At 62.5% G+C, this 12,582-nt stretch carries 12 protein-coding genes; 5 read left to right on the forward strand and 7 right to left on the reverse strand.

Translation table 11 applies throughout. The features are described 5' to 3' along the window. Positions 1 to 280 (forward strand): sarcosine oxidase subunit gamma family protein (locus F2S13_RS23985; RefSeq protein ID WP_218584079.1); only part of this gene is annotated, 280 nt, incomplete at its 5' end. A gap of 39 nt (positions 281 to 319) precedes the next feature. On the opposite strand, the gene ppnN is transcribed toward F2S13_RS23985, so the two are convergent. From ppnN to F2S13_RS24015, 6 genes are all read right to left on the reverse strand, one after another. Continuing rightward, the gene (ppnN, locus tag F2S13_RS23990; protein ID WP_166365543.1) at positions 320 to 1,693 is read right to left on the reverse strand and encodes a nucleotide 5'-monophosphate nucleosidase PpnN; all 1,374 of its coding nucleotides are present in this window, start codon (positions 1,691 to 1,693) and stop codon (positions 320 to 322) included. A gap of 259 nt (positions 1,694 to 1,952) precedes the next feature. Beyond that, a complete protein-coding gene (locus tag F2S13_RS23995; protein WP_166365545.1) occupies positions 1,953 to 2,780 on the reverse strand; it encodes an ABC transporter permease in 828 nt (275 codons plus the stop codon). 7 nt (positions 2,781 to 2,787) lie between these two features. Continuing rightward, positions 2,788 to 3,666, reverse strand: a complete 879-nt coding sequence (locus tag F2S13_RS24000; protein WP_178119048.1) for an ABC transporter permease subunit — start codon at positions 3,664 to 3,666, stop codon at positions 2,788 to 2,790. Positions 3,667 to 3,669: 3 nt separating this feature from the next. Further along, positions 3,670 to 4,782, reverse strand: coding sequence for an ABC transporter substrate-binding protein (locus F2S13_RS24005; protein WP_166365549.1), 1,113 nt, complete (start codon positions 4,780 to 4,782; stop codon positions 3,670 to 3,672). Between the two features lie 88 nt (positions 4,783 to 4,870). Next, on the reverse strand, positions 4,871 to 5,962 hold the full coding sequence (locus tag F2S13_RS24010; protein ID WP_166365551.1) for a polyamine ABC transporter ATP-binding protein: 1,092 nt from the start codon (positions 5,960 to 5,962) through the stop codon (positions 4,871 to 4,873). 150 nt (positions 5,963 to 6,112) lie between these two features. Further along, entirely contained in the window at positions 6,113 to 7,018 is a 906-nt protein-coding gene (locus F2S13_RS24015; protein ID WP_166365553.1) for a LysR substrate-binding domain-containing protein, read from the reverse strand. A gap of 154 nt (positions 7,019 to 7,172) precedes the next feature. Between F2S13_RS24015 and F2S13_RS24020 the strand changes: the two genes are divergently transcribed. The 4 genes from F2S13_RS24020 to F2S13_RS24035 all read left to right on the forward strand — a co-directional run bounded on the left by F2S13_RS24020 (position 7,173) and on the right by F2S13_RS24035 (position 11,825). Next, positions 7,173 to 8,783, forward strand: a complete 1,611-nt coding sequence (locus F2S13_RS24020) for a 5-guanidino-2-oxopentanoate decarboxylase (protein ID WP_166365555.1) — start codon at positions 7,173 to 7,175, stop codon at positions 8,781 to 8,783. Between the two features lie 94 nt (positions 8,784 to 8,877). Then, positions 8,878 to 10,623, forward strand: a complete 1,746-nt coding sequence (locus F2S13_RS24025; RefSeq protein ID WP_166365557.1) for an amidohydrolase — start codon at positions 8,878 to 8,880, stop codon at positions 10,621 to 10,623. Continuing rightward, positions 10,623 to 11,558, forward strand: a complete 936-nt coding sequence (locus F2S13_RS24030; protein ID WP_166365559.1) for a CobW family GTP-binding protein — start codon at positions 10,623 to 10,625, stop codon at positions 11,556 to 11,558. The genes F2S13_RS24025 and F2S13_RS24030 overlap by 1 nt, the downstream gene beginning before the upstream one ends. 90 nt (positions 11,559 to 11,648) lie before the next feature. Then, the gene (locus tag F2S13_RS24035) at positions 11,649 to 11,825 is read left to right on the forward strand and encodes a hypothetical protein (RefSeq protein WP_166365561.1); all 177 of its coding nucleotides are present in this window, start codon (positions 11,649 to 11,651) and stop codon (positions 11,823 to 11,825) included. 42 nt (positions 11,826 to 11,867) lie between these two features. Here F2S13_RS24035 and F2S13_RS24040 read toward each other — a convergent pair whose 3' ends face one another. Continuing rightward, complete coding sequence (locus F2S13_RS24040; protein ID WP_166365563.1) at positions 11,868 to 12,269, reverse strand: low affinity iron permease family protein; 402 nt, start codon at positions 12,267 to 12,269, stop codon at positions 11,868 to 11,870. Between the last annotated feature and the right edge of the window lie 313 nt (positions 12,270 to 12,582).

The following is a 12,582-nucleotide window of genomic DNA, read 5'->3' on the forward strand; positions in this document are numbered from 1 at the left end:
ACACACCCCCCTGGGAGAGTTGAACCACTGCCATACCCAGCTTAATCGAAGCAGCCACAGAGTTCGCGAAGTACTAAACAACTCCCCCAGCTCCAACGTGCACCCGAACAACTTCCCGGTGGGCAAGGCGGTCGGCACGGTGTTCGCCAAGTCGCAACTGGTGATCCGCCGCACCGGCGATGAAACCTGGGAACTGCTGATCCGTCGCAGCTTCAGCGACTACTGGTGGCTGTGGCTGCAGGATGCAGCAGAGGAATACGGGCTGAGTATCCAGGATTGAGTTGAAAGTGCCCGGGCCCTGATCGGCCCGGGTCAACTTTTATGTCACTACCCGGTAGCACGGCTCATAGGCCGCGCCGCCCGGCAGCTTCATGCGGTGCTGCTTGACGAAGGCCTGGAGCAGTTTATCCAGCGGTTGCATCACCGCGGCGTCTCCACGGATCTTGTAAGGGCCATGCTGCTCGATCAAGCGGATGCCCTTGTCTTTCACGTTCCCGGCAACGATGCCGGAAAACGCCCGGCGCAAATTGGCAGCCAGTTCATGGGCCGGGATGTTGCGGCTCAGTTTCAGGTTGGCCATGTTTTCGTGGGTCGGGTCAAACGGGCGCTGGAAGCTTTCCTCGATCTTCAGCAACCAGTTGAAATGGAATGCGTCATTGCGCTCGCGACGGAACTGCTTCACCGTCTTGAGCCCTTCGGTCATGTGCCGTGCGACTTCGGCCGGATTGTCGATGATGATCTGGTAGTGCTTGTGGGCCTCCTCGCCCAGGGTGGCGCCGACGAAGTCGTGCAACTGTTGCAGGTAAGGTTCCGCGCTCCTTGGCCCGGTCAGGATCACGGGGAAGGGCAGCTGCTGGTTGTCCGGGTGCATCAGGATGCCGAGCAGGTAGAGAAACTCCTCGGCAGTACCGGCGCCACCGGGGAAAATGATGATGCCGTGGCCCACGCGCACGAAGGCCTCCAGACGTTTTTCGATGTCCGGCAGGATCACCAGTTCGTTGACGATCGGGTTGGGCGCTTCGGCGGCGATGATGCCGGGTTCGGTCAACCCCAGGTAGCGGCCACCGCTCATGCGCTGCTTGGCATGGGCGATGGTGGCACCTTTCATCGGGCCTTTCATCACGCCGGGCCCGCAGCCGGTGCAGACATCCAGCTTGCGCAGGCCCAGTTGGTGACCGACTTCCTTGGTGTACTGGTACTCCTCGGTATTGATCGAGTGGCCGCCCCAGCACACCACCATTTTCGGTTCCACGCCGGGGCGCAGGGTGCGGGCATTGCGCAGCAGGTGGAAAACGTAGTCGGTGATGCCCTGGGAGCTGCTCAGGTCGATGCGAAAGCTTTCCAGTTCGTTCTCGGTGTAGACGATGTCGCGCAGGGCGCTGAACAGCATCTCGCGGGTGCTGGCGATCATCTCGCCGTCGACGAAGGCGTTGGCGGGGGCGTTGAGCAGTTCCAGGCGTACGCCGCGGTCCTGCTGATGGATGCGAACCTCGAAGTCCTGATAGGCGTCGAGAATGGTCTTGGCGTTGTCGATGTGGGCGCCGGTGTTGAGGATTGCCAGGGCGCATTGGCGAAAGAGTGAGTAAATGCTGCCTGAGCCGGCTTCGCTCAGTTGTTGTACTTCTCGTTGGGACAGTGTTTCCAGGCTACCTTTGGGGCTCACCGAAGCGTTGATTACGTGTCTTGAGGTCATACGGGATTCCCTGGGGCCAATTACTTCCAGATATTGAGCACCGAACGCGGTCATTCATAGCGCTTACTCTTCTTTTAGCAGTTGGCGAGGGCGGCGTCACGTTGCGTTGTATATCTTCCTCGTTCCCACGCTCTGCGTGGGAATGCCTCCGGTGACGCTCCGCGTCACGCTCGGTAGGTCGACGCTGGAGCGTCTGGCACGGCATTCCCACGCAGAGCGTGGGAACGAGAAGGACAAGCAGGGAGGAGGGAGTCAGGTATCAGGAATGCAAACGCTTGTGCGCACGCTTGTCGGCCAGGTACTGGAGCACCAGGCGTCCGATCAGTACGGCCAGGGTGATGGAGATCAGCAGCACCGAGATGGCCGCCACGCTCGGGTCGACGTTGTCGCGCAGGCCGCTCCAGATGCGCTTGGGCAGGGTGTCGACGTTGACGCTGGTGATGAACAGGGTCACCGCCACTTCCTCCCAGGACAGCGCAAAGCTGAGCAGGGCGGTGGAGGCGATGCCCAGTTTCAGGTTCGGCAGGATGACCAGGAAGGTGGTCTGCATCAGGCTGGCGCCCAGGTTGCGCGAGGCCAGTTCGATGCGTCGGTCGATCTGGCTCAGCGCCACCAGCATGGTCACCACGCCGTACGGCACGACCATGACCACATGGGCGATGACCACGCCTGTGAGGGTGTCGTAACCGATTCCCGGCGCATGTTTGCCCAGGTTGGTCTCCATGAAGTACAGCACCAGCGCCGAGATTACCGGTGGAATGGCCATGGGCAACAGCACCAGGCCGATCAGGGCGGTGGCCAGGCGCGAACGCAGGTACCAGATACCGAGGCTGAAGCTGGCGGCCAGCAAGGTCGCGATCACGCTGGTGGCCAGGGCGATGGTCAGACTCTGGCTGATGCTTGCGAACCAGTCCGGATTGCTCAGCAGCGCCTCGTAGTGACGCAACGACCAGTTGCCCTCAGGCATGGACAGATAGCGCTTGCTGGTGAAAGACACCGGGATGACCGTCAACAGCGGAAACAGCATGAAGGCCATGGCGACCACGGCCAGCAGGCGGGTACTCAGGCTTGTGCGATGGGTATTCATAGTGATCTCAACCTACCAGTCGATTGACGCGGGTAATGCGCATCAGCACCCAGATCAACGCACTGACCAGTGCCAGCAGCACCACACTCAGCGCAGCACCCAGGCCCCAGTTGCTGGTCTGGAACATTTGCAGGAACACGTATTCGGCGATCATCACCGTTTGCCCGCCACCGAGCAGCACCGGGGTAATGAAGAAGCCCAGGCAGAAGACGAAGACCATGATGAACGCGCCCAGAAGTCCAGGCAGTGTCTGCGGCAGCAGGACTTGCCAGAAGGTACGCAGGGCGCCGGCACCCAGGCCGCGCGAAGCCATGAGCACGCGTTGGTCGAGCTGGCGCATGCTCGACAGCAGCGGGAACACGGCGTAGGGGATCATCACGTGGAGCATGCCGATGACCACGCCTATCTCGTTACGGCTCAATTGCAGCGGGTGATCGATCAGCCCCAGGCCCAGCAGGCCCTCGTTCAGTACCCCGTTGCTGCGCAGGGCGATCAACCAGCCGAACGCCCGCACCAGCACCGAGATCCAGAACGGGATGAAGATGCAGATCTCGACGACACGCTGCCAGAACGGCGGGCTGAACACCCAGCAGTAGGCGAGCAGGTAACCGATCAGCAACGCCAGACCGCTGACCGTCAGGCACAGGCGCATGGTGCGCCAGAGCATTTCATGAATGGCCGGGTCGCTGGCGATGCGCTGGTATTGCTCGATGCCGGGTTCGGGCAGGCTGAAACTCCAGCCCACCACGCCCAGAAACGGCAGCACATAAAAGACCAGCAGCAACACTGGCAGCGGGAACAGTAGCAGCCCGCGCTCTAGCCTGGGAGAGCCTTTGGCGGTCCTGGGCTGGGGCTTGGTCAAGGTAGCGGTCAGGGTCATCTCGATTGCTCACTTGGACAGGCGGGTCAGATACTGTTCCAGCGCGCCTGCGTAGTTGTCCGCATACCACTGGGCGTTGAGTGCGATCTGTTTTTTCAGGTTCTCGGGTGACGCGCAGTTGGCCGCCAGTTGCTCGGCGTTCATCAGCTTTTCCGTGGCGCTGTTGGACGGACCGTTGCCGAGCAGTTCGAAGAGCTTGAGCTGGCCTTCGGGTTGCAGCGCCTGCTGGATGAACTGCATGGCCGGCGCACTACCGCCCGGGTTGCCCTGCAGGACAGCCCAGCTGCTGGAGTTGATGAAGCCGTTGTCGTAGCTCCAGCGCACGCGGTTGTCGCTGTCTTCGGCCAACAGCTTGGCGCGGGTGTGCCAGATGGCACCGACCGCGACTTCGCCTTCGATCATCAACTGCTGGCTCTCGGCACCCGAGCTCCAGAAGGACAATACGTGCGGCTTGATCTCGTCGATCTTTTTCAAGGCCCGGGGCACATCCAGCGGGTAGAGCTGATCGGCCGGCACGCCATCGGCGAGCAAGGCGGCCTCGAGCATCCCGTTCATCCACTTGTACATGGTGCGCTTGCCGGGAAACTTCTCCACGTTCCAGAAATCGGCCCAGGTTTTCGGGCCGTTATCGCCGAATTTTTCGCTGTCCCAGGCCATCACATAGCTGAACTGGTAGCTGGCGATGCCGTGATCGCTGGCCAGTGCCGGGGCGACCTGGTCGCGTTTGATGACGTTGTAATCGAGTGGCTGGAGGATCTTTTCCCGGCCCAGCACCAGCGCCGAATAGCTCTCGACATCGACCACGTCCCAGCTTGGCTTGCCGCTGGCCAGTTGCGAACGGACAGCGCCCTCGGTAGGGCCGGCACCGTCAATGCGCACCGGGATGCCGGTTGCTTTGCTGAAGTTGTCGGTCCAGGCGCTACGGAAAGCGTTCAACGCGTCGCCGCCCCAGTTGACCACCACCAGCGGCTTGTCCGCCGACCAGCTGATGCCGCTGCGCATCGCCAGTGGCACCGCCGCCATCAGGCCCATGGCCTGGAGGAAGGTGCGCCGGTTGATTTGCCCGCCACGGGCTTTTTCGATAAGCACTTCAATGCAGTCGCGGTTGTGATCCAGGCTCATGGACAAATCCTCGATGGGCCGTCGCCGCAGATCGTGGGCGACGGCCTTTTGTTGTAGTGGGAGAGGGTGTTATGGGGCTTGCGTGGATTCAGGCCTGCAGCAGGAAACTCTGCTGCACCGGCCAGCTCAGCCAGACCGGCGCGCCGCTGTTCATCTGCGCGCCGGGGTGGTTGCCGGGCACCGACAGGTTGATCGGCAGGGTATCGCCACCGACCTTGAGCGCCAGGTGGGTACTGGCGCCCTGGTAGACCTTGTCGGTGAGCTGCGCCGGTATCACGTTGTGGCCCTCCAGGATTGGCCGCTCGCGGTGCAGGTCCATGTGCTCGGGGCGCACGGCCAGGACCACCGGTTGCGCGCCCAGTGGCATCGGCGCCAGGGCGTGCAGCTGGCTGTCGGCGCAACGGCCGCTGGCGTGGCTGCCGTTACGCATCACGTCGGCCAGGGGAAAGAGGTTCATCTTGCCCAGGAACTCGGCCACGAATCGGCTATCGGGCTGGTTGTAGATGGTTTCCGGGGTATCGACCTGGGCCAGGCGGCCCTGGTTGAAAATGGCGATGCGCGACGACAGCGCCAGTGCCTCGCCCTGGTCATGGGTGACGAACACGAAGCTGGTGCCGACCTGGCGGTGGATGCGCTGCAATTCGGTCTGCAGTTGTTCGCGCAGGTTCTTGTCCAGTGCCGACAGCGGCTCGTCGAGCAGCAACAGCTCCGGCTCGAACACCAGGGCCCGGGCGATGGCCACGCGCTGCTGCTGGCCACCGGAGAGTTCGGAGGGTTTTTTGTGCATGTGCGCACCCAGACCCACCACCTCGAGAATATGCTTGACCCGGCGTTGGCGTTCTTCGGCGCCGACCTTGCGGATGCGCAGCGGGTACGCCACGTTGTCGGCCACGCTCATGTGCGGGAACAGGGCATAGCCCTGGAACACCATGCCGTAATTTCGTTTTTCGGCCGAGCGCTTGATGATGTCGACGCCGTTTTCCATCAGCTTGCCGGCAGTGGGATTGAGAAAACCGGCGAGGATCATCAGCAAGGTGGTCTTGCCTGAACCGGAAGGGCCCAGCAGGGTGAGGAACTCCCCCTGGCGAACGTCCAGATTGACGTTGTCCAGGGCAGCGAACTTGCCGTAATACTGGCTGATACCCTGAGCACTGAGCTGAATCGCTGAACTACTAGACACTAATGAGTCCCTCTTTTGTTGCCGCCGTGACGGTCAGGCCTGGGGGAGCCCGAATGGGGCGTTTGGCTCATTATTGTTAAAAAAACCGCTACATCAATTGACTTATTTTGCCCCTATTGTTTAGTTATTTTGAACTTCAAAGGCGCCGCTTCAGACCGTATCCTGCCAGCTGTGATGGGAGGTTTGCAGTTGGGTTTTCACCCAGCTGCTGAAGGCCTGAACCACGGGGCGCTCGGACTTTTGCGGGTCGGCGAGCAGGTAATAGCCCCGGTGCAGATCGATGCTGATATCGAAAGGGCGCACCAGCAGGCCCTGGGCCAGGGCATCGCCGCTGATCAGGGTGTCGCCGATGGCGATGCCTTGCCCGGCGATGCAGGCCGACTGCGCGCAGTGCGCATCGGAGAACAGGATGCCGGTGGCGGCGTTCACGTTCGAAGCCCCGGCGGCGGTGAGCCAGACCCGCCAGTCAGTGTGGTCGGTCATGTGCAGCAACGGATAGCCGCTCAGCTCTTGCGGGCTTTTCAGGCCGCCCATGGAGTTGATCAGGCGTGGGCTGCACACGGGAAAGAAGCGCAATGGGACGATCTCTTCGACCAGCAGTTCCGGCCAGTCGCCGATGCCGTAGGCGATGAACAGGTCGACATTGGGGTTGTGGGTGTCATCCGGGGTCTTGGGTGAAATCAGCTGCAACTGCACCTGGGGATACTGGCGCAGGAAGCCGCCGATGTGGTGGCACAGCCAATAGGTGGCAAACCCCGGGGCGCAACTGACGCACAGGCGGCCGGAGACCTTCTGGTCGTCGAGCAGATTGCCGGCTTCCTGCAGATTCAGCAGCAACCGGTGCACTTCACGGGCATAACGTTCGCCCTGGTAGGTCAGGCCAATACCCCGGCCAATGCGCTCGGTCAGGGCATAGCCGACACATTCCTCAAGGTTGCTGATCTGGTGGCTGATGGCGCTGCGGGTCAGGTTCAATTCCCTGGCCGCGATCGAAACGCTGCCCAGGCGGGCGACCGCATCCAGGGCGCGCAGGGCTGTCATCGAGGGAAAACGCATAAGAGGTCCTGAGCAGGTTGATGAGTTGAGTTTAATCGAACAATAAAGCCAAAAAAATTCGATTGTTGTATTGGTTGATTCAACAATACTAGCTCAACTCGTCGCTGGCCGGGCTTGGCCGGTGAACTGTCTACAGTGTTAAAGAGGTGCTTGCATGACCAGTTGTGCCCAGGCGCTTGTGCGGTTGCTTGAAGGTTATGGTGTCGAAACCGTGTTCGGCATCCCCGGCGTGCATACCGTTGAACTCTACCGCGGCTTGCACGGCAGCAGCCTCAAGCACGTCAGTCCCCGCCACGAGCAGGGCGCCGGGTTCATGGCCGACGGTTATGCCCGCGCCAGTGGCAAGCCGGGCGTCTGTTTCATCATCACCGGCCCCGGCATGACCAATATCCTCACGGCCATGGGCCAGTCCTACGCCGACTCGGTGCCGATGCTGGTGATCTCCACCACCAGTCGCCGGGAACATCAGCGCCTGGGCCATGGATATCTGCATGAATTGCCCGACCAGCGTGCCCTGGTTGCCGGAGTCTGTGCCTTCAGCCACACCCTGCAGCGGCCCGAAGAATTGCCGGAACTGCTGGCACGCGCCTTTGCCTTGTTCAGCTGCACGCGACCACGGCCGGTGCATATCGAAATTCCGCTGGACGTGCTGGAAATGCCTGCCGACGCACTGGACCTGCGTCCACGCACCTTGCCGGCCGCGCCTGCCCCGGCGGCGACCTCGATCGAGGCAGCGCTGGCCGTGATCGCCAAGGCGCGCCGTCCATTGATTCTGGCCGGCGGTGGCGCCCGCCGCGCAGGCCAGGCCCTGACGTTGCTGGCCGAACGGTTGCAGGCGCCCGTGGCACTGACGACCAATGCCCGTGGCCTGCTGCCGCCGGACCATCCCTTGTTGCTCGATGGCGTGCAATCCTCGGCCCATGGCCGGGACTTGTTCAAGCAAGCCGATGTGATCCTCGCGGTCGGTACCGAGCTTGGCGAAACCGATTACGATTTCTTCGGCCTTGGCCCGTTGGCGTTCGATGCACCCTTGATCCGCCTGGATATCGACCCGCTGCAAGTGCTCGGTGCCCAGCGTGCCGACATCGGCCTGCTGGGCGATGCCGAACTAGGCCTGCGCGCGCTGCTCGATGGCCTGGCGTCACGGCACGCGGACCAGGCCTGGGCCCACGCGACCGTGGCCCAGGTCAATGCCACCGAACGCAGCGGCTGGACGGCCAAGCAACGTTGCCTGCAGGCCGTGCTGGACACCGTGCGCGACAACCTGCCAGCGCCGCTGATCGTTGGCGACTCCACGCAACCGGTGTACCAGGGCGCTCTCGGCTACCGGGCACCGACGCCCAACAGCTGGTTCAACGCCGGCACCGGTTACGGCACGCTGGGCTATGCACTGCCGGCCGCCCTGGGCGCCAGGCTCGCGCAACCCGAGCGCCCGGTGGTGGCGCTGGTGGGTGATGGTGGCCTGCAGTTTTCCAGTGCCGAACTGATCGTCGCCCGCGAAGCTGGCCTGGGGATCATCCTGTTACTGTGGAACAACCACTGTTATGGCGAAATCCGCGACTACATGTGCGCCCGCCAGGTGCCGCCGCTGGGTGTGGACATTCTCACGCCGGACTTTGCCGCCCTGGCGCAAAGCTGCCACGTACCGCACCGCCTGGCACGCGACCTGGCAAGCCTGCGCGAGTTGCTGGGCGAGCTGGTCGACAGCCGCGAGCCGGTGCTGGTCGAACTGGATGCTTCGGCATTGCTCGACCAGTATCCCTGACAACCGGCGCCCCGGCGCCTGATCCATTGCCCCGGTACCAGTCGCGCCGAATGCGCTGGACCTCCCAACAGTTCTGAATCCGAAGGTGGCCCTCATGGCTGTGACTGACAACTTTACTTCCACCCACTCTGCTGTCGGACAGTACGCCGACCTGATCCTGGGCAATGGCCGTATCTATACCCAGAATCCGGCGCAGCCCTGGGCCGAGGCGGTGGCGATTCGCGGCGGCAAACTGATTGGCGTCGGCAACCTGGCCGAGCTTGAGTCGTTGAAGGGGCCAAACACGGTCTCCCATGACCTGGACGGTGCGTTCTGCATGCCGGGCCTGCATGACATGCACACCCACCCGGACCTGGCCCTGGCGCCACGCTACAGCGACGACCTGGACGTGGGCATCGAGGACCCGACCCCCGAGCAACTGCGCGAGGCAATCCTGGCCTATGCCGATGCCCATCCGGGCGACGGCTGGATCTACGGGCAGTACTGGGTGCGCTACACCTTCCGTGAGGCGGGTCTGACGCCTGGGCGCGAGTGGCTCGACAGCGTCATGCCGGATCGCCCAGTGGCGCTGCTCGACCGCATGTGGGGCACCATGATGGTCAACTCCAGGGCACTGGAGCTGGCCGGGATCGATCGCAGCACCAGTGATCCGCGCAATGGTTACCTGGAGCGTGACGAGCTGACGGGCGAACCGACCGGCCTGATGATCGACGGTGCCTACGCGATGATCCACGCCGCGATGCCGCCGACGCCGGTGAGCGTGCTGCGCCGCGCCTACCGCGATGGCGTGCATTTCCAGAGCTCCCGTGGAGTGACGGCCAGCAAGTATGTGCATGTCTGCGAGCAACGTCTGCAAGCCTTGAAAGAGCTGGACGACAGCGGCGAGCTGACGGTGCGCATCGAAGCGGCCATCAGCTGGCAGGACGACATCTTTCCCGTGCGCCGTCGTTGGGAACTGCTCAGTGGCGAACGGCATTACTACCGCAGCGCCCGGCTCAACGCCAACGCGGTGAAGTTTCACTTCGACGGCACCGTCGAACCGAAATCTTCCTTCCTGCTCACGCCCTGGCCGCAGGAATCGAGCTGGCGCGGCAAGCTCAACCTGACCCCCGAACACATCACCGACATGGTCGTGGACATGGACCGCCAGGGCATCCGCGTAATCGCCCACTGCACCGGCGACGGCGCTTCCGATGTGTTCCTCGATGCGGTGGCCGAGGCTCGTCGGCGCAATGGCTTCAGTGGCGTGCGTCACCAGTGCGCCCACAGCACCTTGCTGCACCCTGGCAACCTGCCGCGCTTCAAGGCCCTGGATGTGATTGCCGAGTTTTCGCCGGCCGCCTGGTACCCGACGCCCTTCGCCAGCGGTGCGCGCTCGGGCTACGGCCAGGAACGCCTCAATCGCATCTACGATTTCAAGGGCGTGCTGGAGGCGGGCGGTACCGCCGTGATGGGCACCGACTGGCCGGTAGCCTCGATCGATCCCTGGCTGGCCCTGGAAACCATGATCACCCGGCAGAACCCGTGGAACGACGACCCGGCCTGTTTCGGCGAGCCGATCAGCCTGGAGCAGGCCTTGCGCGTGATCACCAGCAATGGCGCCGTGGCCATGGGCCTGGAAAAGAGCACCGGCAGCCTTGAAGTGGGCAAGTCGGCGGACCTGATCGTTATCGATCGGGACCTGTTCGCCCAGGCGCCGCGCAACTACATCCACCGCACCAATGTGCTGTTGACCTTCGTCGAGGGCCAGCTGGTCTACGATCGCCACGCGACCCTGGCCACGTCCGGCCTGAATGCGGTATGGCAGGGTGAACCACCGGTGCTGGAGGGCAAGGCCTGATGGACAAGCAGCGTATAGCGGTAACGGTAGTCTCGGGTTTTCTCGGTGCCGGCAAGACCACCTTGCTCAACCGCATGGTGCGCCGGGCCGATGGCAGCCGACTGGCGGTGATCGTCAATGACTTCGGCGAGTTGAATATCGATGCGGCCATCGTCTCGGAAGTCACCGATGCGGTGTACAGCCTGCAGAACGGCTGCATCTGCTGCACGGTGCAGGAAGACCTGCTGGCGCAGTTGGCCAGCCTTGCGCAACTGCAACCGCGCCTGGAGCGCATCGTGATCGAGTGCAGCGGCGTGTCCGACCCCCAGCGCATCGTGCAGACCCTGGCCTACCCGCAACTGCGCAGCCATATGCAGCTGGATATGGTGATTACCGTGGTCGATGCCACCCGTCACCTGCAGCTCGATGGCGAGTATGCACGTCTGGCCCGTGCCCAGGTCGCGACAGCGGATCTGTTGCTGCTGAACAAGACCGACCTGGTCAGCCCTGAAGAATTGCAGACCCTGCGCATCGCACTGGGGCCCAACGCCCGGGTGCATGCCAGTGTCCAGGCCGAGTTGCCCGATGCCCTGTGGTTGGACGCCGAGCAACAGGCCCACACGGTCAGGCCGTTGACCCCCGTGGCGACCGGCGATCATGGCGAGATGTTCAGCAGCCGGCTCTGGCAAGCGAGTGGCCGCCTGGATATCGAGCGCCTGCGGGCGTGGCTGCGGGCATTGCCCAGCGAAGTGTTCCGGGTCAAGGGCCTGGTAGTGCTGGGGGATAACGCCAATGCCCATTGGCTGCAGCATGTGGGCAGTCGCAGTCAGTTTTCGCCGGCAACAGGGGAGGCAGCGGCAGCGGGCATGCGCCTGGTGTTCATTGCCCGCCGTGGCTTCGAGGGATGGCAGGTATTGGAGCAGGGGTTGTCCGAATGCCTGCTCGGCGCAGACTGACAACCATTGGTCAGCTGCCGGGAACGATATCTCGCATGGCGGTACCATCGCAAATGGCCCGGTCCAATCGGGCCTTTTGTGGAGGTGCACATGGCGACCGACCCGAGAATCCACCACTACCCCAGCGAGATTCAGTTCGACCCGATGCCCCGACGCGAAGACACCGGCTTCGATCCGCCCAAGCCGGGCGAGGAACGGTTGTGGCCAGCCCAGGGCGATGAACCGCATCCAGGTGAAGAGATCGAACAGCAAGTCCCCCCAGCCTGATGAACCGACCCCGCTGTCCGATGAGCGTCGCTAGCCCGGCGCTCAGTCACTATCCCTGTCTTTAACCGGTCTGTCGGCGCAGTTGACCTGCATTGCCTCACCTGCGCCGATGCTTTCGTATTTGTCGCGCAGGGTCTTGAGTTCCTCGCTGCCCAGGTCTTCGAGATCCAGGGTGGCATTCTGCGCTTCCTTGGTCACGCGCAACAGCTCGTCGATCTTGATATGCAAGATGTCGTTATCGCGGTTCTGCGTGTTCTGAATGATGAACACCATGAGGAAGGTAATGATCGTCGTCGACGTGTTGATGATCAGTTGCCAGGTGTCGTTGAAATGGAACCAGGGACCACTCAAACCCCATATGAAAATCAACGCCAGGGCAACCTGGAAGGTATGGGCGTTGCCCGTCCATTTGGACAAGGTCTCGGAGAACTTCGAAAATTTCATGGCCGGTTTCCCGATTTTTTGGGGGGACACTTGATTGAGACCGCGGCCTTTCGTCGTAATTTCCTGTTACATGTCGATATTCCTGCCTTACTTCCCCCCACTGTCAAACCGTTCGGCGCTTTTGGAGCCCATCTGGAACCAGCCTTGCATCAGTTTGCTTTTGCAGTACCTACCCAAGCAGGAAAGTGGAGGTGAACATGTCTTTGAACAAAACCCTTTTGGCGTTGGCGATCGGCGCACTCCTGTCGGCATCCACCGTTCTTGTCCCTGACTCCCTGTCCGGCTTCTCGAGTGCCTATGCCAAGGATGGCGG

The organism is Pseudomonas akapageensis (genome assembly GCF_011355085.1).
GTDB classification, from domain to species: domain Bacteria; phylum Pseudomonadota; class Gammaproteobacteria; order Pseudomonadales; family Pseudomonadaceae; genus Aquipseudomonas; species Aquipseudomonas akapageensis.

Excerpts from the sequence above, each read along its gene's own strand:
- F2S13_RS24025 (WP_166365557.1), top strand. The coding sequence starts at position 8,878 with ATGGCTGTGACTGACAACTTTACTTCCACCCACTCTGCTGTCGGACAG.
- F2S13_RS24015 (WP_166365553.1), bottom strand. The coding sequence starts at position 7,018 with ATGCGTTTTCCCTCGATGACAGCCCTGCGCGCCCTGGATGCGGTCGCC.
- F2S13_RS24030 (WP_166365559.1), top strand. The coding sequence starts at position 10,623 with ATGGACAAGCAGCGTATAGCGGTAACGGTAGTCTCGGGTTTTCTCGGT.
- ppnN (WP_166365543.1), bottom strand. The coding sequence starts at position 1,693 with ATGACCTCAAGACACGTAATCAACGCTTCGGTGAGCCCCAAAGGTAGC.
- F2S13_RS24005 (WP_166365549.1), bottom strand. The coding sequence starts at position 4,782 with ATGAGCCTGGATCACAACCGCGACTGCATTGAAGTGCTTATCGAAAAA.
- F2S13_RS23995 (WP_166365545.1), bottom strand. The coding sequence starts at position 2,780 with ATGAATACCCATCGCACAAGCCTGAGTACCCGCCTGCTGGCCGTGGTC.
- F2S13_RS24020 (WP_166365555.1), top strand. The coding sequence starts at position 7,173 with ATGACCAGTTGTGCCCAGGCGCTTGTGCGGTTGCTTGAAGGTTATGGT.
- F2S13_RS24035 (WP_166365561.1), top strand. The coding sequence starts at position 11,649 with ATGGCGACCGACCCGAGAATCCACCACTACCCCAGCGAGATTCAGTTC.
- F2S13_RS24040 (WP_166365563.1), bottom strand. The coding sequence starts at position 12,269 with ATGAAATTTTCGAAGTTCTCCGAGACCTTGTCCAAATGGACGGGCAAC.